The sequence below is a fragment of the Pseudomonas sp. TUM22785 genome (genome assembly GCF_028198105.1).
Taxonomy (GTDB): Bacteria; Pseudomonadota; Gammaproteobacteria; order Pseudomonadales; family Pseudomonadaceae; genus Metapseudomonas; species Metapseudomonas solani.
In genome coordinates, this window is record NZ_CP116239.1 from 6,609,906 (window position 1) to 6,631,562 (window position 21,657).

The 21,657-nt window shown below is 68.3% G+C and carries 3 protein-coding genes; all 3 read right to left on the minus strand.

Going from position 1 to position 21,657, the window contains the following annotated elements; translation table 11 throughout:
• Window positions 1–1,665: a ShlB/FhaC/HecB family hemolysin secretion/activation protein gene (locus PI990_RS29955; RefSeq protein WP_271659336.1), complete on the minus strand. Its 1,665-nt coding sequence runs from the start codon at window positions 1,663–1,665 to the stop codon at window positions 1–3.
• Complete coding sequence (locus tag PI990_RS29960) at window positions 1,653–20,795, minus strand: leukotoxin LktA family filamentous adhesin (protein ID WP_271659337.1); 19,143 nt, start codon at window positions 20,793–20,795, stop codon at window positions 1,653–1,655. The genes PI990_RS29955 and PI990_RS29960 overlap by 13 nt, the downstream gene beginning before the upstream one ends.
• Before the next feature lie 130 nt (window positions 20,796–20,925).
• Window positions 20,926–21,636: a response regulator transcription factor gene (locus PI990_RS29965; RefSeq protein ID WP_271659338.1), complete on the minus strand. Its 711-nt coding sequence runs from the start codon at window positions 21,634–21,636 to the stop codon at window positions 20,926–20,928.
• Window positions 21,637–21,657 lie beyond the last annotated feature (21 nt).

Sequence of the window (21,657 nt, forward strand, 5' to 3'; positions counted from 1 at the left end):
TTAACGGATGACGATCTGCGCCAGGACCTGTCCGCTGTCCTGATCGGGCACCACATCCTTGAGGGTATTGGCCGCCACCAGGCTGATGCTCAGGTGGCGACCCCAGCTGAAGTTAAGACCAGCGCCGACGCTTTGCAGGTCGACATCGGCGGTGCCCAGCTCCATGGCACGACCGTAGTCGAAGAATACGAACGGCTGCCACCGTTCATCGATATTCCAGTACGCCTCCAGGTTCAGGGTCATGCCCTGGGGCGAGGCGATCACGCCCGGATCGTAGCCGCGCACGCTGCTGATGCCACCGAACTGGTAGAGCAGCGTGGAGGGTAGCGTCTCGGTGTCGCTGGCGTACTGCCAGCCGAAGCGGCCCACCAGTTGGAAGCGCTCGCCGAGGTCGCGGCTGGCGTAGGCGTTGCCGTTGAGCAGCTGGTAGCTGCCGCTTTCGCCGTTCACCTGGTTGTCGGTGTTGGCCTGGCGCAGGCGCTGTTCGTAGCGCAGGTACCAGGGCGCGGCGCGGTATTCCACCTGGCCCTTGAGCACCACTTCGTCGGCGCTAGTCTCGCTCAGGGTCAGGCCTTCGATGGTGGTTTCCGAGTTCTGGTTGCTGTAGCCGATGCCGCCCAGCAGCTGCCAGTGCTCGTCGACCCAGTAGGGGTGGTCGTAGCCCAGGCCGTAGGTCTGCGAATCACCCTCGATGTTCAGCGCCGCCAGCGGGCCGGTCTGAATTTCCAGGGTGTTGGCGCCGGCCTCGACGTAGACCACGCCGTTGTAGCGGTTCACCGGGCGGCTGTAGCGCAGGCTGCCGTATTGCGAACCGTCGGTGGCCGCCACCACGGCACTCAGGGCGTCGGCCACGCCGGTGGGCGAGAACCAAGTCAGGCTGCCGCCGTACTGCTCGCGGCCGGTGCCTTCGTTGCCGTAGTTGTTGAGGAACAGGCTCCACTGCAGCGGGTCCGGCTCGAAGGCCTGGAGGTCGACACGGGTGGTGCCGAAGCTCTGCCCAGGCGCCAGGCTGGCGCTGACCTGCGGGCCCGGTGTGGTGGCGTTGAAGCGCTGGATCGAGGTCATCAGCGCGGTGCTGTCGAGGGTCTGGCCCTTGCTCACCGCCAGGCGGTCCTCGTAGAAGGCTTCGTCCACGCTGCGCCGGTCCTGCCAGGCCATGCCGTCGACCTTGGCCTCCACCAGCACCACCTTGAGCACGCCGTCGTCCAGGTTCTGCGGGGCGATGATGGCCCGCGCGGTGAGCTGGCCCTGCTCTTCGTAATGGGCATTGACCTCGCGCAGCAGCGCGTTGAGGTCGGCGAAGCTGATGGGCCGGCCCACGTAGTTGCGGGCGATGCCTTCCAGGGTCTCCTTGGCCAGGAACACCGAGGCGTTGAAGCTCACCCCGCGCAGCTCGAAGCGCTCGCCCTGGGATTGCAGCACCTGCTCCTCGGGCGCCTCGCCACGCAGGGCGGGCACCTCGACGCGCCTGGCGCGCTCGTCTTCCGTACGCTGGCGCTGGATGCGCTCGATCTGCTCGCGCTGCAGGCTCGGGTCCACCTGCCCGGGAATGCCTGCCGGCGGCAGGGTCGCCGCCTGGGCGCCACCGGCCAGGAGCAGCGCCAGGATCAGCGGCTGCCGGGAGTAAACGCGGAACCCGTGGCCCGCCTTGTTCAGAGAGACCACTTGGTTACCTCGTCCTTATCGTCCTGCTCGCTGTGCTGGCTGAACTGCGGTTGCGGCTCGTCGTCCAGGTTCATCACGGTGTTGACGCCGCCGGCATTGAACTTCGGCAACGGCGCGGCGCTCGGCGGTACCGGCACCGCGTTGTGGATCACCGACTCCAGGCGCTTCTGCACCAGGCCGTTGGACAAGTGCTGCTCGCTGTAGCGGGCGGCACTGATGCCCTGGTAGAGCACGCCGGTGTCGGGTGCGTTCTCGGCATGGGTTTCGCTGAAGTTGGTCACCAGCACCTGGTGGGTGGTCTTGCGGTGCACCACGTAGGCGCTGGTGTTGCTCACCAGGCCGTCCTGCTTCAGCTGGAAGGCCTTGTCCAGCTCGTAGAGCTGCACGTCGGCCAGCGGCTGGTAGGCCGGGGTCAGGTTGTCCATCAGCACGGCGGCCTGGGCGGTGTACAGCTTGAGCAGGTCGACGCCTTCGGCATCCTTGATGTCCACGCGCTGGCCGGTGGTGGTCAGGGTGCTGTCCACCGCGTAGAGGCGCGGCATCAGGATATCGGCGGCATCCAGCACGCTGACGAAACGCTTGGCATAGCGGTCGCCGGCGCCTTCCACCCACAGGTTCAGCTGGCCGCTGCCGGTGTGGCGCCCGTACAGCTCCATGTCGACGCCGTGCAGGTCGGCGGACTGGCCGATGGCGGCATTGGCGACACGCACCAGGTTGCCGGACCACAGGCTCAGCTTCGGCGCGGTGGCGCTGTCCAGGTAGATGCCCGCATCGCTGGCCACGCCGTTGCGCCAGCCCGCCTTGACCACCGCGCCCTGGTCGGCGCTGAGCACGCGGCCACGGGTGTCGGTGTAGCTGTCCAGCAGCGCCTGGCCCTGGGCCAACAGACGGTCGAAGAAGATGCTGTCGTCGGCGTGCCAGTGCTGGTAGCCGCCGCTCTGGCTGGTGCCGCTGACGCGGATCAGGCCACGGGCCAGCAGGTCGATATCGCCGCTGGCGGCCATGGCGTCCAGGCGCAGGCTGTGGCCCTCGGCCTCGATATCACCGGCCGCCACACGGATCAGCGGGCTGGTGATGTCGTTGCCGGCCTTGAGGAGCACATTGCCGGTGAGCAGGTTGCCGTCGAGGTCCAGGCCGGTGGTGACGATGCCGCCACCGACCTTGATGCTGTCGGCCGCCTGCCAGTTCTGGTAACCGCCGCTCCGGCTGGTGCCAGTGACGTCGATCAGGCCGCGGGCGACCAGGTCGACCACGCCGCTGGTGGTCATGTCGCCCAGTTTCAGGCTGTGGCCTTCGACATCGAGGTTGCCGGCGGCGACGCTGATCAGCGGGGTGACGATGTCGCCCGAGGCGCTCAGCACCACGTCGCCGGCCAGCACTTCGCCGTTGTAGGGCACGGCGGTGGAGATGATGCCGCCGCCCACCTTGAGGTCGCCGTCGCGGGCGGTGAGGACGATCTTGCCGCCGCCGGTGACGGTCTCGTCGATGTTGATCGACTTGCCCGACTCGATGCTGATGTGACGGCCCGCGGTGACGCCCTTCAGGTCCACCTTGCCGGCGATCAGGAAGGTCAGGTCGCGGCCCGCTTCGGCGTAGCCGCTCACGTCCAGGTCACCACCGACGCCGACCACCAGGTCGCGCCCGGCCTTCAGCGAGTAGGTGCCGCCGAACTTCACGGTGGGCATCGACAGGTCGCCGTTGGCGATGATCGAGACGTCGCGCCTGGCTTCCACCAGCAGGCCGGTGATATCGCCATTGCCATCGGCCAGCAGGCCGGTGCTCTGCAGGAACACGTCCTCGTCGAGGCTCTGCACCTTGCCGAAGAACAGGTTGCGGCCCTTGAGGCTGACCAGCTTGTTGGCCACGGCGTTGCCACCGAACACATCGCCATCGGTCTCGACGGTGATGTTCTCGTCCGAACCCAGGTGCACCGGGATCAGCACGGTGGGGTCGTTCGGGTCGGCCAGCTTGCCGAAGCGGATGGTGCCCAGGGAGCCGGCCACGGTCTTCAGGCTGAGATCGCCGCCGGCAATGCCGGTGAAGATCGTCAGGTTGCCGTTGGTCAGCGCGGTGAGGGTGGTGGCAGCGCTGACAGTGCCCAGGTCGGCACTGCCGGAGACCAGGTCCACGTCCTTGAGGCGGCTGTACAGCTCGTCGGCGGCGAACAGCTTCGCGGCCTTGAGCGACAGGCGGCCGGTGGTGCTGTCCAGGCTGACGAGGTCGGCGCTGCCGACATCGAAGCGGGCATCGCCATTGACCACGGCCTTGCCACCGGTCCAGTCGCCGGGGCCGGTGACGTCCAGCGTGCCGCCGATGGCCAGCTCGTTGTACTTCAGGGCGGTGCCGGCCAGGCCGGTGTGGGTCAGTTCGGCGTTGCCGCTGGCCTTGGCCAGGCCAAGGCCCAGGCCGCCCTTGACCTTGAGGTCGAGGTCGCCGGTGACGTCCAGCGTGCCGATGGCCGAGCCGCTGCCCAGCACCAGGTCGGCGTTGCCGCCGGAGGTGAGCGAGGTCGCCTTGAGGTCGCCGCTGAGGCCGATATCGCTGGTGCCGGTGACCTTGGCGGTGCCGAGGATGGCATCGGTGCCGCGCAGCTTCAGGGTGCTGCGACCGGTCAGCTCGTCCAGGGTCAGGGCGTGCTTCAGGTTCAGGTCCACCAGGCCGGTGATGTCGGCCTTGGCCACATGGCTGCTGCCCAGGGCGGAGGTGCCGCCCACCAGGCCCCAGCTGCCGCCGGCCTTGAGCGAATCCATGTCGAGGTTGCCGGCGACGGTCTGCTTGGCGTTGCCGGTGACCTCCACAGCGCCGATGTCGGCGCTGGCGGCGTTCATGTCCCAACCCGACTTGCCGGTGAGGCTGTCGAGGTCGAGGTTGCCGCTGAGGGTCATGCCCACCTGACCCTGGGCATCGATGCTGCCGATGTCGGCGCTGGTGCCGGTGAGGGTCACGGCGTTGCCGGCGATCAGCTCATCCAGCTTCAGCGCATGCTTCAGGTCGAGATCGACGATGCCGATGACGTCGGCCTTCTTCACCAGGCTGCTGTCCAGGCCGGTGGTGCCGCCGTTCAGGGTCCAGCTGCCACTGGCGGTGAGCGAGTCCATCTCCAGCGCGCCGGCGATGGTCTGCACGACGTTGCCGGTGATGCCGGCGGTGTCGATATAGGCGCTGCCCGCCTTCAGTTGCCAGCCGGCCTTGCCGGTCAGGCTGTCCAGCTCCAGCTGGCCGCTGAGGTTCATGTCCACCAGGCCATCGGCGGTGAGGCTGCCGATATCGGCGCGGGTGCCGTCGAGGTTGAAGGTGCCCTTGCCCACCAGGCTGCCCAGGGTCAGGGCGCCGGTCAGGTCGAGGTCGGTGGCGCCGTCGATGCCGGCGCGGGTGACGTCGGCCTTGACTGCCTTGAGGTTCCAGTGGCCGCCCGCGTCCAGTTGGCCCAGCAGCAGGTCGCCGCCCAGGGTCATGTCGACGTTGCCGTCGATAGCCGCGCTGCCGATGTTGGCGCTGGCCGCCTTCAGGCTCCACAGGCCATTGCTGGCGTTGACGGTGGTGGCCGAGAAGGAGCCGCCGATGTCCACCAGCAGGTCGCCCTGCTCGCTGCTCAGCTCGCCCAGGGCCAGGCTCATGCCGGCGCCGGAGGCGTCGACGGCGTTGCGCGCCTTGAGGGTGCCGATATCCAGCGCGCCGGTGCCGACCAGCTTGGCCTTGCCCTGCTCGCTCTGCACCTTGGCCAGCGTGACGTTACCCAGGGTGTTGAGCAGCAGGTCACCCTGGCTGACCAGGTGACCGGAGGTGACGCCACCGACCAGGTCGAGGAACAGCTTGCCCTTGGCGTCGACCTGCACGTCCTTGCCCGCGACCTTGGCGTGGCGGGTGCTCAGGCCGATGTCGCCGAGGGTGCTGGCGAGTGCCACGTTGTCGGCGCTCCACAGCACGCCGTTGGCGTTGCCCTGCAGGGTGCCGGCTTCGATGTCCAGGTCCTTGGCGCTCAGGGCGCCGAGGCTGGCGAGGTTGGCGATGGAGGCGTCCAGGGTGCCGCTGGCGGTGACCTGCTTGCCGGCGTCCATGGTCCAGTCGTGGCTGATGTCCATCAGCGCCGAGCCCAGGGTCCAGTCGCCGCTCTGCACCAGGTTGTTGACCTGGGCGATGCTCAGCAGGCCGTCGACATCGGCCAGGCGCAGGCGCAGCGTGCCCTTGGCCGGGTTGGCGCCCTGCATGGCACCGATATAGGCGTCGCCGCCCACGTCGAGGTCGATCTCGTCGGTCTGGCTGTTGAGCTGCACGCGGTGGCTGGCGTCGCCGACGTTGCCGCCGACCTTGAGCAGGATGTCGCCGCCGGCCAGCAGGTGCTCGCCGTAGAGGCCGACGCCGCTCAGGTTGCCGCCGACGTTGAGGGTCAGCGGGCCGTTGCCGGTGGTCAGGCGCTGGATGCTGAGGTTGCCGGCCTGGGTCAGGTTGATGGCCTTGGCCGCACGGGCGGTGAGCTCGCCGGTGACGTCGATGTTGAGGCTGGCCTTGCCGCCGATGGAGCCACCGGAGGATTCCAGCACCACGTCGCTGCCGCGTACCACCACCGCACTGCCACGGGCGCTCTCGATGTTGCCATCGGTCTTGATGCGCACGGTGTCGCCCTGGACGTTGTAGATGTTCAGGTCCTGAGTGCCGCCCAGGTAGACGTCGCTGCTGGCGGTGACGTTGATGTTGCCCGAGGCGACGATGTTGATGTCGTCGCGCTGGACGATGCGCAGCTTGTTGGGGTTGCTGGCGTCGTCGACGTAGATGTCGTCCAGCTCGGCGCCACCGAGGGCCGCGAGCTGCGCCGGGGTGAGGTTGGCCACGCCCTGGTTGAGGTCGACGGTGACGTCGTTGGCCAGCACCTTGCCGACGCGCTTGGCGTCGAGGGTGATGTTGGCGCCCTGGATATTGACCTTCTCGATCTTCACCTGGGTGTCGGTGCCACGGTTCACCAGTGCCGAGGACAGCGAGTAGCGCAGCTGCTCCTCGCTCCACTTGGCGGTCTTGTCCAGGGCGTTCTGGTCCTGGGTGGACAGCGCGTACTGGTAATTGACGTCGTAGGCGGCGCCGCCGAACTGCTCGTGCAGGGCCAGGTAGTCGGCTTCGGCACGGGCCTGCTCGGTGGCGATCTGCGCGTCGCTCAGGCCCAGGCCCTTGAGCTGGGCCACCTGGGCCTGGCTGAAGGCCACCTGCTCCAGGTCGAAGACCTGGCCGTCGCGCAGCTGCCAGTAGCGTGCGTAGCTGGCCTGGCCGGCCTTGAGCATCTGCGCCTTCTGTTCGGCCAGGGCGGCATCGGCTTCGGCGCCGGTGAGGCCCATTTCGGTCCACAGGGCGCGTAGCTTGGCCAGGTCGCGTTCGTCGTAGGAGAGCGAGGTGTTGCCATCCAGCAGGTCGCCGTTGGCCACCTTCAGGTGCACGTCGCCACCGGTGATCACCTGGTCCACCGACAGGTCGCCGCTCACCTCGTTGAGGAACACGCCACCCACGGACTGGGCGTTGAGGCTGGGGGCCGAGCTGGTGATGGCGCCGTTGTCGGTGTTGGTGTCGATGTTCACCAGGGCCCCGGCGGCACCGATGGCGCCGTGGGTGGAGGTCAGGCTGATGCCATGGCCGCGCAACACCGCGCCGTTGGCGGTGGTGATGTTGCCCTGGGCCTTGAGGCTGAGGTTGCCGGCCAGCGCCTCCAGGCGGCTGATGTTCAAGCCGCCGTTGATGCCAGCGATGGTGATGTCACCCTTCAGCGACTTGGCCGACAGCAGGTTGCCCACCTGCACGCGCAGGGCCTGGGCGCTGCTGCCGATGCCGGTGCCGGCGTCCAGGGTCAGGTTCTTCGCCTGCACCACCGCGCCGGTGGCGCTCTGGGTCAGGGAGCCGCTGGTGTTGATCTTGGTGTCGCCGTTCTGGTTGAACAGCGAGCCCAGCAGCACCACGTTGCCTTTCGAGTTGACGTCGATCAGGCCGCTGTCGTTGCCGATGAAGCCGATGTTGATGGCCTTGTCCGCCGCCACGGTGTGGCGGGTGATTTCCTTCTCGCCCTGGACCTCGACGATTTTCATCCAGCTGCGCTTGACCTGGCACCAGATGAACTTCTTCGCGCAGCTGGTCCAGCGAGTGGTTTCGCTATTGGCGTCGCCGGTCTTGGCAGTCTCGGTCTCTTCCTTGATCACCCCACCGGCCGGGCCACCGATGGTGCCCATGTACTCGGCACCATCGATCACGCGCTCAGCCGAGCTGACCTTGACCGGAGTCCCCCAAATGGTGCCATCACCGACACCAAAGGCGCCCCAGAGGCTGTCCTTGTAGTAGGTCGTGGTGGTGGTGACGGTGCTGTCCTTGCCGGTGAGCCAGACGTAGGAGCGACCGCTTACGGGGTTGTAGGTGGTGGTGCGGCCATCGCCGATGCGCACGTTGGCCTGGGTCAGCACATCCTTGCTGTTCCCCTGGCGCAGCATGATGTTGTACAGGCCGCTGGCGGTGTTGAAATCGCGGGTGTAGATGGACGACCAGACGTACTCGTTGCCCGCGCCGTCGCGGCGCAGGTCGTTGATGCGCAGGGTGCCTTCGGTGCCGCTGCCCAGGTCGATCTGGTTGAGGCCGATCTGGTAGTTGCTGGTGTTCTTCACCTGCACCTGGCTGTAGCCGTCCAGCACGTTCAGTTGGCCGTTGCCGGTGCTCATGATGTAGCCGGTGAGCTCCATGTAGCCGCCGGCCACGTCCACCGAGTCGAGCACGATGCTGCGGGTGGCGAAGTCGTAGCCGTAGCCCAGCTCGCCGGTACGCAGGTTGCGCGCCTTGAGCTGCAGGAAGGACGGGCCCCGCTTCGCGTCATAGGCCGCCTGGCCGGCGGCGATGATGGCGTCCAGCGCGGTGCTGGCGTCGATGGTGGCGGTCCAGAAGGGCACACCGCTCTGCACCAGGCCGTTGATGTTCAGGTACTGGGCGCTGATCACCACGTTGTTGCCCGCCACCACGCCGGAGCCGGCGGCCGGGCCGGTCAGGCTGGTGCCGTTGTTGTTGGTGGACGGGTCGCCGCCGATGTGGAAGAACGGGTCGGCGGAGTTGAGCACGAAGTCGCGCCCGGCGGTGATGGCCAGCGTCTTGCCGCGGATGTCGGAGTTGGCGTAGATGCTGCCGTACTCGGCCTTGACCGTGACCAGGCCGCGCTGGTTGAAGATGCGCCCGGCGATGAAGATGTCAGGTGCCGGCGCGCGCAGGCCGTCCTGGCCGACGACGCCTTTGGACGGGTCGTAGTTGTTGAGCACGGTGATGACCGGGTCCGGCGAGTTGCCCGAGACGGTGATCGCCGAGAAGTTCGCCTGGCCCTTGTAGCCGGTGGCGTTGGCGCTGTTGATGGCCGACGCGCTGCTCAGCGAAGCATCGTTGAACAGCAGCTGGCCGCCTTCGCGGTAGGGCACTTCCAGGCCGAGGATGCGCAGGAAGGCCGAGCTGTCGTTGGTCACGGTAATGGCCGCGTCGCCCGGGGCGTTGAGCTTGCCGCTGCCAACCAGGGCATCGCCGGTGACGAAGACGTTGCCCGGCTTGGCCAGGATCGGGTCCAGCTCGAAGATCCAGACACCCAACTCCTCCGCCAGGCTGACGCCACCGGCGGTGCTGCCGCCCATCTCGGTGTAGAGCTTGTCCAGCGCCTTGCGCAACACGGTCTGCTCGGCAGTCAAGGCGGTACGCACGGGGGCGGACAGGCCGTAGTCGGTGAGCTGCTTGTCCAGCTCGGCCAGGCGCTTGGTGATGAACTCCGAGTAGGTCCCTTCCACCAGGCGGTAACTGATGTTGGTGTCGCTGGTGGTCACCTTCGGCTTCACCACCAGGGTGTCGCTGTCGGTGATGGTCATCGCGGCGATCTCGGCCAGGGTCTTCTTCACCCCGTTGACCCAGTACTCCAGGCCCTCGATGTGCACCGAGCGCTTGTTGTAGTAGCCGGAATTCAGGGCGCCATCGACCTTCACCACGCTGGTGGAGGTGTTGGTGGCGCTGCCGGATTCGATCTCCACCGACAGGCCTAGCACGCTCAGGGCCTCGGTGTAGAGGTCCTTGGCCACGCCCTTGCCCAGCAGGTTGCCGTAGCCCTTGTCGGCGTAGGCGTAGATGTCGCCGACGCTGTTCACCTGGGCGCCGCTGGCGACATTGATGTCGCTGATGCGCACATAGGCGGCATCGGCGTTGGGCTTGGTGGAAACCGGGAAGGCGGTGTTGTTCCACAGGTCGGTGCGCGCGGTCAGGGTCGCCTGGCTGGACTTGCCGGCGGCGCTGCGGCCGGCGTACAGGCGGATGTCGCCATAGCCCAGCAGGGTGGAGTTCTTGGCGATGTCGACGTCGTAGTCGGCGATGACCTTGGCCAGGGTCGAGCCCTGGGCGGCACCGGCCAGGCCCCAGGTCTTGGCGGTGACGGCGGTGTCGATCAGGTAGTCGCCGCTGCCGCTGAGGACGATGTCGCCGATGCTCGACAGGTCGGCGCTCTCGCCGATGGCGACGCCGGCCTTGCTCTGCTTGACGTTGACCTGGGACTTGGCCAGGGCGATGGAGATGGCGCCGCCGCTGTCCAGGCGCACCTTGTCGTAGGCGGTGACCTGGTTGTAGGCGCTGATCAGCAGGTTGACCGGCACGCGGAAGTCGCCGATCAGGTGCAGGTAGGCACTGGCACCCACCAGGGCGTTGGTGTTCAGCGACAGGGTGGAGACGCTCTGCGCCGCCGCCGCGTCGACCACGCCGCCGGAGCCGGAGCGCACGTTGTAGTCGCTGCTCTGGGCCTTGGTCACCAGGGCCTTGGCGCTCTGCTCGTAGGCGTAGGTTTCCAGGCGCGAGCCACCGGCCAGCTCACTGGTGGTGGTCAGGCTCAGGTCGTTCTGCGCATGGGCGCCGCTGGCGCCGACCAGGGAGGCGTTGACGCTGTCGACGAAGGCGTTGAACACGGACTGGTGCAGGGCCGCCAGCTCGACGGCCTTGAATAGCGCGTTGCGGTTGCTGCTGTCATCGGCGCCACGGGCATAGAGCTTGGCCTTGGTGGTGCCGGTGTCGCCGGTGATGGCCACCGAGGCGGCGCCGCTGACCAGGCCGCCCTGGCCGGCAGTGGCGCGGGCCAGGTTGTCGACCACGGCGGTGGCGCCGACTTTCAGGGTGCCCGAGGCACCGGCGAAGCGGCCGCCCACCAGGGCCTGGGTCGAGGTGGTGGAGGTGGCCTTGGCGACGCTGGCACCCAGGGTCAGCAAGCCGGCGGCATAGCCTTCGACGCTGGCGCGCTGGCGCACGTCGGTAGCGGCCTGGAAGCTCCAGGTGCCGTCGTTGGAAAGGCCGGTGAACAGGCTGCTGTCGGCGCTTTCCAGCAGCGCGGTGCTGCCGTTGCGCGCGGTGGCGACCACCGCGTTGGCCGACAGGCCGATACCGCCGCTGACGCCGAGGCCCTTGATGTTCAGGGTGTCGTTGTCGCCGTTGCGGGTGATCTGCGCAGCCAGGCTGGCGCTCTTCGCCTTCAGCTGGCTGTTGGCCGCCAGGCTCAGGCGCGCGGTGGCGTCGGCGATGGCATCGATCACCGTGGCACCGGCGCTGAAGGCGCCGCCCAGGGCGACGCCGAGGCTTTCCGCCTTGACCTGCGGGGTGGCGCGGGCGCTGAGGTTGATGGCGTTGCCGGCCAGCAGCTTGGCGCCGTCGCCGACGTCGAGGGTGGCGCTGCTGGCGTCACGGGCCACCAGCACGCTGGCGTTGAGGCCGACGGCCAGGCCGCCGGCAGCGCCCTGGGCCTTGAGGGCCACCGGGCCCTGGGAGGCGCTGCCGAGGGTGATGTCGCTGCCGGTGAGGGTCGCGCCCGGGGACACCAGCAGGGAGACCTGGCTGTCGTGCTGGGCGACGCCCAGCACCAGGCCGGCGGCGGCGCCACCGGCGGCGGCCACGCCCAGGGCCTGCACGTCGAGGCCCTGGCTGTCGCTGGCCTGGCCTTTCAGCTCGCCTGTGGTGGTGACGGTGCCACCCAGGGTGGTGCCCACCAGGTTGTTCATCACCGCCACGCCGACGGCGGCACCGAGGCCGACGCCCAGGCCGGCGGTGCCGGCGATGGCTTGTACGTTGACCGCAGTCTTGTCGTCCAGGCCCAGGGCCGCGGACTTCAGGTCGAGGCTGGCGGCCTTGAGGCTGCCACCGATGATCTCCGCCGCTACGCGGGCGTTGGACAGGGTGTAGGCGATGCCGACACCGAAGGCGGTGCCACCGGCCATGACGCTGCCGGCGAGGTTGCTGGAATACAGCTTGTCGGTGGCGGCGATGGTGGCCGCGCCATTGGCGTCCACGCTGCTGCCGCTGACCCGGGCGACGGTTTCCTGCTTGTAGGCGGTGTTGGTCTTGAGGCGGTCCTTGACCTTGGCGCTGGTGGTGGCCTGGTCGAGGCGCGTGGTCTCGTCGGTGGTGCGGGTGTTGCTCACCACCGCACGCTCGCCGCTGGTGTCGAGGCTCTGGTAGGTCAGCGCGGTGTTGCTGCGGGTGGCGCTCTTGTCCACCAGGGACAGGGTGCCGTTGCCGCCGTTGTCCAGTTCGTCCAGCGGGTTGCTGCCCTGCTGGGTGAGCGTGCCGGAGCCCAGCAGCAGCAGGCCGATGCTGCCGCCCAGGGCGGAGCTGCCGGCGAGGCCGCCGGTGACGCTGATCAGGCGCGCGTCCACTTCGCGCAGGGCATCGATCTTCAGCGCGCCACTGAGCCAGGCGATGCTGTCGTTGAGTTGCGCACGGGTGGCGCTGTTGGCCACCAGCACATCGGCGGTGGCGCCATAGGCGGAGCCGCCGAGGGCCACGGAGCCGCCGGTGAGCTTGGCGTCGAGACGGTCCTTGGCGGTGATGCTCAGGCTGCCCGCGCGGGCGGCGCTGCTGCCGAATTCACTGCGGCTGGCGCCGGCCTCGGTGGTGTTCTCCAGCATCACCACGCTGATCGAGCCCGCCGCGCCGGTACCGCCGCCGACTGTGCTGACCGACTGGCTGGAGACGCTGGTGGTGCTCTGGGCGTCGATGCCGATGGCACCGCTGGTGGTGACCTTGGTAGTCCCGGTGCCCGTGCCGGTGGCGGCATCGCCGACCCAGGCACGCACGGTGGAGAGGTTGCTGGCATAGGCCACGCCAGCACCCAGGGCACCGGCACCGCCTGCGCCCACATAAAGGTTGGGCGACAGGCGATTGACCGCCGAGGAGGCGACCTTGAGGCTGCCCACGTTGAGGCTGCTGGCCTTCTCGATCAGCGCCTGGGTGCTGCCCTTGAGGTTGAGCACGCTGGTGGTGGCGGCCACGCCGGTGATGCCGCCACCGATGGTGGTGAGCACACTGCTGGCGGCCTGGGTGGAATTGGCGCGTACCGATGTCTCGCCCTTGCTGGCGAGGGTGACGTTGCTCAGGCGCGCCTTGACGTCGCGGCTGAACACCGCGGTGTCGACGTTGGCGGCCACGGAGGTGATGCCCACGCCCGCGGCGATGCCCACTAGGCCGCCCAGGCCGAAGGCATGGCTGGAGGCGCCGACGCTGACCTGCTGGGCCGCGTTGGCACTGGCGTTGCCGCCGTCCTGGTTGATCTTGGCGTCTTCGATATAGGCCTGGGTGGAACCCGAGACCAGGCCGGTGTTGCTGAGCAGGGTGACGGCAGCGCTGGCGATCGGCTCGACGCTGATGGCCGCGGCGGCGCTGAGCTGGCCCAGCTGCTGCAGGGAGCTGGCACGTACGGCCAGGCCGTGCACGGTCTCGCGGCCGGTGCGCAGGTCGGCCACCGGGTTGAACTGCTTGGGATCGGTCCAGGCGCCGACGTCCGGCGCGTTTTCCAGCACGCCGTTGTCCACCGACAGGCCGTTGCTGCCGTTGCCCCGGGCGTCGACCTTGGTGGCCGTGCCGGTGATGGCGGCGGTGGTGGTGTTTTCCAGCTGGTTGACCGTGACCAGGCCCGAGACCGCGGCGTTGCCGCCCCCGGCGACCACGGCGGCGTAGGACTGCACCACGTCACGGCTGGAAGCGAGCACGCCGACGTCCTCGTCGGCCTTGACCAGGGCGCCGCCGCTGATCAGCGACTTCACCGCAGTGGTCAGCAGGTTGCTGGCGACACCGGCGGAGACCGTCACCGCGCCGGAAACACCAGCGGAGATGGACGCCGAGCGGATGCGCGCATCGGAATCCGCCTGCACCAGCAGTTGCTTGAGCGACCAGGCACTGGCGTCACGGTTACCCGAGAGGCGTGCTTCGATCTGGTTGCCGATGCGGTTGATGGCCGTGGCCACGCCCACCGCCACCGAGCCCGCGCCCACGGCGCCACCGGCCAGGGAGTTGATGCTGGAGTCGTCCTTGGCGCTGATGTTGAGGTTGCTGGCGCTGCCCTTGCTGTTATCGATGGCCGCAGTGGTCACCGCGTTGATGCTGTTGGTGGTGTTGGAGAACACCGCTGCGCCGGTGCCGGCCCCGGCGCCGCTGAGGGCCAGGGTGTTGATCACGCCGGTGGTCAGCGCGGAAACGTCGATGCGGGTGAAGGCGGCATTGCCGTCCATGGACAGGCTGCTGTTCTCCACCAGCGCCTTGCGCACCTGGCTGATTTCGCTGACGGCCACGGCACCGGCGCCCGCGCCGGTACCCGAGCCCTGCACGTTACCGGCGAAGGTATCGATGGTGGCGCTGCCGTCGACCACCTTCACGTCGATGGTTTCGGCACCGGTGACAGTGGCACCACTGAGGGTGGCCAGGTCCTGGCCCTTGACCAGGTTCACCGCCACCGAGGCACCGACCGCGGCATTGCCGCCGACGCCGCCACCGGCCGCCGCCGAACGCACGGCCAGCTTGCCCTTGGCCTGGACGTCGAGGTCCTTGTCGAGGGTCAGGGTGGCGTTGCTGATGCGCGCCTCGCGCAATTGGGTGATCAGGCTGTTGGCATCGGCCGCGCCGACCGAGACGCCCACGCTGACGCCGGCCGTGAGGGCCAGGGCGTTGATCTCGCGATCCCCCTCGACGCGCACGTCCAGGGAGCCGACGTCGATGCTGCCGCCGGAGATGGTCGCGCGGTCGGTGCCCTTGAGCACGCTGGTGGTGACCGCGCCATTGAGGGCGACCTTGTCGGCCGCGCCGGCGGTAGCGGCGATGGTGTCGATGACCTGGTTGGCACCGCTGCGCACCTGGGCGTTCTGGAAGCCCGTGATGGTGGAGCTGACGATCTGCGCGGTGCGATCGGCATTGATCACGTTGGTGGCCACCGAGGCACCGAAGGAGCCGGTGCCGCCGAAGCTGACGGAGCCGGCCAGGGAGCCGATCTTCAGGCCGTTGGTGCTGCTGGCGGTGACGTCGACATCGCCCGTGCCGGTGAGGGTCACGCTGCTGTCCTCGATGCTCGCGTAATCCTTGCCCTGGATGACGTTGTTGACCGAGGAGATGTTGATGCCGGCCTTGCTCGAACCGGCCACGCCAGCGGCGATGCCGTAGATCTCGCCATCCAGGGCGCTGACCACGTTGAGGTCGCCGGAGAGGTTGACCGTGCTGTCCTTGAGCGAAGCGCTGCGGGTGCCGCTGAGTTCGTTCACGGCCACGGCGGCACCGGCGCCGACGTTGCCGCTGGACAGCGAGAAGTTGCCCGCCAGGGCCCAGATGCTGGCGCCCATGCCCGGCTGCGCCGAGAGCACGTCCAGGGCCGTGGCCGTGAGGGTGCTGTGGCTGATCAGCGCGTCGGCGCTGCCGGCGATGCTGTTGTAGGTGAAGGAGCCGGTGTAGGCGCCCTGCCCCGAGGAAAGGGCACCGGCCACGGCGGCCGTGCGGATCTTGCTCTCCTGGGCGGCGATGACCTCGGCCTTGCCGGTGAGCGTCGGGTTGGCGTACTCGAGGCGCGCCTCGACGTCCTGGTCGATGTCGCTGAGGGCGATCGCCAGGCCCAGGGCGTTCTTGCTCGCCGCGCCGATGGCGCCGGCCAGGGAGTAGTAGCCGCCGGCCTTCTGCGCCGACAGCGACAGGCTACCGGCCTTGAGGGTCAGCGGAGCAGCGGCGGTGCCGAGGATCTGCGCCTTGACCGTGCCACGGTCGACCACGGCGGTGCCGGAGCCCACCAGGACGTCGGCCTTGCTGCCGGCGACGCCCACAGCCAGGGCCAGGGTCTCGGTGGCGTTGTAGGCCTCGACGTTCAGCGCGCCCGTCAGGTCGGTGGTGACGTTGGCCAGGCTGGCCAGGTAGTCGCTGCCGGCATAGATGAAGCCGAGGGCTGCGCCACCCGAGCTCTTCTGGCCGACCGCGACGCTGCCGGCGATGCCGAGGATGGCTTCGCCCGAAATCTTGCCGTCGAACAGCGAATGGCTGGTGCTGGCGCCATCGGCGCCGGCGACGTCGGCGTCCAGGGAAACATCGCCCAGGGCGTCCTGGGAACCCAGGTCGAGCTTGTCCAGGGTGCCGTCGGCGGCACTGTCGAACAGGCCGTCGAGGTCGGAACGGCTGGAGACGCTGCGCGCCTCGACATTGACCGTGCCGCCGGTGAGGCTGGAGGTGCGCAGGGTGCCGCCGCTCGGGGTGTAGCCGTCGACGCTGGCCTTGACCTGGTTGTCCATGTAGGCGCCGAAGAAGGAGCCGGTGGCGGCTTCCCCGGTGCCGCCGGCGACGCCCACGCCCACGGAGGCGAGCAGGGTCTGCATGGCGCTGTAGGCGCCGACATCGAGTGTGGCGAAGTTGCTGGCGGTGCTGCCCAGCCAGGCCGCGTTGACGGTATTGGCGAAGTAGCCGAGGGTCAGCGCGCCGCCGTTGGCGCTGCCGGCGCTGCCCTTCATGCCGGCGAAGGCACCGCCGCCCAGCAGGGCGCGGGATCGGTCGTAGGCCGCCACCTGGATGGCGCCCGGCGCGGTGGAGCGGCCCTTGACGGTGCTGTTCTGCACCTGGGCCCGGGTGATGTTGCCGAACTGGCCATAGGACGCGGACAGGGCCACCGCCGTGTTGGACTGGGAGCCGGCAGAGCTCATTGCCAGGCCAAGGCCCATGGCGACCTGGTCGCCATCGCTGAGGGCCAGGACCTTGAGGCTGTCGTTGTCATTGAGGGTGACACCGCTCATCAGGGCGTTGGTTTCGTTGAGCACCTGGTTGCCGGCGATGGCGCCGGTCAGCGCCGAGCTGCTCTGGGATTTCTGCACCTCGCCGGCCTTGGTGGTGTTGGCCCAGGTCAGGGCACCGCCGCCGGAGACGCTGAACTGGTGCGTCTGGTTCAGCGCCAGCAGCGAGACCTTGCTGCCCGTCTTGGTCGGGTCACGCGGGTCGAGGACGATGTCGCCGAGCTGCGCGCGGGTCTTCTGCCGCGAGACGTTGAAGCTCGCCGAGCCCACCAGCGCCAGGGTCGACTTGGGCAGGTCGCCGGTGCGGTTCGGGTTGTCGCTGGTGAGGCTGTTGAGCTTGTTCTTGTAGTACTCGTACTCGGTCTTGAGCTTGCCCAGGCCGGCCAGCAGTGCATCGCTGAAGGTGGAGGCGAGGCTTTCCGCGCCACCAGAGGCGCTCTGCCCGGTGTCCTTGTCCTCTTGCAGCTCGCGCTGGGACTTGGTGGCCGCCGCCGCAGCGGAGAAGGCCCCGCTCTGGCCACTGGAGGTGGCCGAGACGCTGAGGTCGTCGACCTTCCAGGTCGAGGTGATGGCGGAGGTGGTGCCGGCGCCGCTGAGGCCGCGCCAGGCTCGGTTGTCGCCGATCAGTGCCTGGATGTCGCTGTCCACCTGGTTGACAGCAATGGCCACGCCGACGCCGGTGGTGCCGCCGGAATAGGCCAGCGAGCCCGCTGCGCTCCACAGGCCCAGCTCGTGCTTGGCGTCTATGTCGACGCTGCCGGCGGTGATGGTGGCGCGGTTGTTGATGGAGGCGTTGACGGTGGTGTCCAGCAGGCTGACCACGATGGTGCCGCTGCCGGCGGCGCTGGCGCCCTTGCCCGCCGAGGGGGCGAGCGCGATGAACAGGTCCTTTTCCTTGGCACTGACGTCCAGCCCGGAGGTGGTGACCCGGGTCGATGCGCCGATGCCGGCCACGGCCTTGCCTTCGTGCAGGGTGACGTTGAGCCCGCCACCGACGGCGTCGCCCTTCTCCGCGCCGACCAGGCCGCCGTAGTTGCCGGCGATGGACAGGCGCTCGATGCGGTTCTCGCCGAGCACGGACACGGGCGCCGCCCAGTTGTTGGCGCCGGCGGCCAGTGCACTGCTGCCCCAGTTGTTGCTCTGCAGGACCCAGGTGTTGAGGACCTTGCCGTCCTTGTCCAGGTCGCGCCACAGCTCGCTGGTCCAGGCCAGCTCGCCGGTGGCGGTCAGCGAACTGTTGTCGCCGACCCAGGCGGTGGCATCGACATCGGTGCGCATCACCGAGATGGCGCCGGCCAGGCCCAGCTTGTCGGCCTGGCCCAGGGCGTTGGCGTACTGGCTGGGCAGGTTGCTGATGTCGCCGTAGAGGGAAGAGAGGTTCTTCAGGGTGCGATAGACGTCGGCCAGGGAGCTGTAGTTATCCAGTTCGCTGGCGTCGAACATGCCGAGATCGGTGATCGGAATCTCGTTCTTCGCGCCGACGCCGATGTGCGCGGCCTTGACGGTGACGTTGTCGCCGATCAGCGCGCGGGTGCCCTGGTCGAGCTGGCTGTAGACCACCGCCACGCTGGCCGACTTGGCCGCGGTGTCCTTCTCCTTGACCGACGAGTTGACGGTGCTGGAGGCCTGGTTGTTGAGGCTGGCCTGGTGCTGCAGGGCCTGCACGCTGACGTTGCCGCCGACATTGGCGCTCAGCGCGGTGCCGTCCTGGCTGCCCAGCAGGGCTTCAGCCTGGTGGTCGGCCAGGGTGATGGTCACCGCCGAGCCGACGCGCAGCTTGCTGCCGTTGGTGGGCTTCTTCTCGTCGAGGGCGAGCTCCAGCAGGTCGGTCAGCTTGGGGGTGATGAAGCTGATGGACGGCTCGGTGACCTTGCTGAAGAGGAAGTCCGAGAAGCCCTTGCCGGCCTGGACGGTGGACTTGTTGAGCTGGTGGTAGACCAGGTCCAGGGCGCTGATGTTGAGGTTCGCGCCCTGGGTCAGGTCGGCGCTGAAGCGCGCGCGGGTGTCGCTGTTGAACAGCGCCAGGGCGATGGCCGGGCCACCACTGGCGCCGAGGCCGTTGGCCTCGAACCTGACCTCGTTGGTCAGGTCCTGCTCGGCCACCGCGCGTACGCTGATGTCGCCGCCGCTCTGGCGCACGCCCTGGCCGTTGTAGGTGCCGACCTTGATCACGGCGCCCTTGTCGACGGTGACCAGGGTGTCGACATCGGTGCGCGCCATGCCGAAGGCGAAGCCCATGGTCTTCCACGCATTGCCGCCGGAGTCGGTGCTGTTCTCCGCCTTGGTGTCGAGGTGGAGGATGTTCTCGCTGATCGCTTCCAGCTTGAGGTCGCCGCCGGCGGTGAGCTTGGCACCGCTGGCCACCTCCACCGAGGTGGTGCCTTCGAGGCTGCCGTAGGTCACGCCCAGGCCGAAGGGGATCAGGCTGTCGACGCCGAGGATCTCGCCTTTGATGTGGCTTTCCACCTGGCGCAGGCTGCTGGCGGTGACGCTGAGGTCCTTGCTGGCGTTGAGCTCGGCGCTGGCGCCGATCTTCACCGTGGCATCGGAGTGGGCGATGGAGATGCCGACGAAGTCCTGCAAGGCGATCAGCTCGCTGAAGTTGCCCGGGTCGGCTGCCAGCTTGGTCTTGAAGTCGGCGCGGCTGTACTGGTTGAGCGACTCGTAGAGTTCACCGAAGGCGGTGATGTTGTCCAGGCTCAGCAGGCTGCTGGCCCAGAGCGGCTTGATGACGGTCTTGCTCTGCGCATCGATGACGATGTCGCGGCCCTTGATCAGGCCGTTGGCGGTGATGCTGGCGTTGGCACTGGCCCAGCCGGCCAGCTGCTGGTCGGTGGCCAGGGCCTGCACGGTGACGGTGCCGGCCTTGGTGCCATCGGTGGCATGGCTGGCGTCCAGGGTGGAGCCGCTGTCCAGGGCAATGGTGGCGCTGCCGGCACTGCCGGCGAAGATCGCCTTGGGCTTGGTGGGCAGGTCGTCGAGGTCGGCCGGGGTGGTGTTGCCGTCGCCGCAGAAGGTGCAGCTGATGTCGCTCAGGGCCTGCAGGGTGATGTTGCCAGCGCGGCCGGCGCCACTGGCCGAAGCGTTGACCTGGGCGTTGTTGGCGACGTTGATGTGCGGCGCCTCGATGATGACGTTGCCCGCGTTCTTGCCGGCGCTGCCGGTGGTGACGATGCGCGCGCCGCTCTTCAGGTCGACGTTGTTGCCGGCGGCGATCTGCACCTTGCCGCCGGAGTCGTCGGCCATCAGCGCGGCCACTTCACCGCTGACCTCGACGCCGCTGCTGCCGACGATCTTCACCGAGCCATCGGCCTGGGCCAGGCCGGTGCCGATGCTCACGTTATTCAGGTTCACCGTGTTCTTGAACACGGTTTCGGCGGCGCTGGTGCCGGCCTGCAGCGAGGCGCCGGAGGCAACGATGGCGGAGGCGGCGAAGAGGTTGATCGAGCCGACGGCGTTGACCTTGCCCTGGATCTTCACCTCGCCGGTGCTGGAGCCGTTGTACTGGCCGCTTTCGAGGTCGCTGACCGCGGCAATCGTCTGGGCCTCGCTGCCCTGGTGGGCGATGGTGGCCAGGTTCTGCATCTGCGCGGCGCTGGGGGTGGTGACGGTGAGGCTGCCGACGTTGACCACGCCCTGGGCGCCGACCACCAGGCCGTGGGGGTCGGCGAAGATCACGTTGCCGCCGATCTTGCCGTCCTTGAGGCCGTTCAGCGTGCCGTTGATCTCGGCCTTGGCGTTGTGCACCAGGTTGACCAGGTTCTGCGCGTTGGCGGGCACGTGCAGGTTCACCGTGTTGCCCTGGGCCACCTTGAAGTCGCCGAAGGAGTTGAAACCGGTGCCGCCGCGCACCGTGGCCGTGGTGATGTCGGTCACCGTGGAGCTGGTCGGGTTGATGGTGGTCGCGGTGGTCATCCCGCTGACGCCACCGCCAAAGCTGCCGCCATGCAGGGTGATGGTGTTGCTGTCCGCCGCCCAGGCCGGTACCACACCGAGGCTGGCCAGCAGCGCTGCGGTGATGCGGTTGGGTTGGAAGCGCTGCCCGTGGGTGGAGCCTGCGAAGGCACGGGAGGAAGTACGCTTGACCGTCATGGGGAGGACCTCACTGTCGCAATGGTTTTTTCCAGCGACAGGTATTGTCCCCGCCCGAATCAAGGCGGAACTAGACGTGGCCGTTCATGCTTGTGAACAACGGTTGACAGCCGTCAGGCGGTCGGCGCCATCAGTTTGACATCTCAGCCTCGGACGCCAGCTTGTAACCCTTGCCGTAGACGGTCTGGATCAGCTGCGGACGGTTCGAATTGAGCTCCAGCTTGCGCCGCAAACGGGCCACCAGGGTGTCCACGGTGCGCAGGTCGCCGGCATCGTCGGCGTCGACTCCGGAGCGCAGGCAGGCGAGCAGGTCATGGCGGCTGACGGCCTTGCCGCGACGCTCGATAAGGCCGATCAGCAGGGCGAACTCGCCGGCGGTGAGGCTGACGTCGGCACCCTGCTCGTCGGCGATGCGGCGGCGCAGCAGGTCGACCCGGTACGGGCCCAGGCACAGGTCCTGGCTGGGTTTGTCGCCGATGCCGCGGCGGCGCAGCAGGCTGCGGATCTGCGCCAGCAGCACGCGCAGGTTCACCGGCTTGGTGATGTAGCAGTCGGCACCGGTCTCCAGGCCCGCCACGCGGTCGAAGTCGTCGTCGCGCACGGTCACCAGGATGATGCCGATCTCCGGGTTCTTGCTGCGCAGCTGGGCCGCCACGCTGAGCCCGTCGATGTCCGGCAGGCCGATATCGAGGATCACCGCCGCCGGCTGGTGGCGGTCGTACAGGCGCAGGCACTCGAGGCCCGAGGCGGTTTCCAGCACCTCATAGCCGGCATTGGCCAGATACAGCGAGACCATCTCGCGGATCTCCGGCGCATCTTCGACGACTAAGAGTTTTTCCATTGCGATCCGAGGGCTCGTTGT

What these genes read in the sequence shown, in the direction of transcription:
- PI990_RS29965 (WP_271659338.1), bottom strand. Translation starts at nt 21,636, where the DNA reads ATGGAAAAACTCTTAGTCGTCGAAGATGCGCCGGAGATCCGCGAGATG.
- PI990_RS29960 (WP_271659337.1), bottom strand. Translation starts at nt 20,795, where the DNA reads ATGACGGTCAAGCGTACTTCCTCCCGTGCCTTCGCAGGCTCCACCCAC.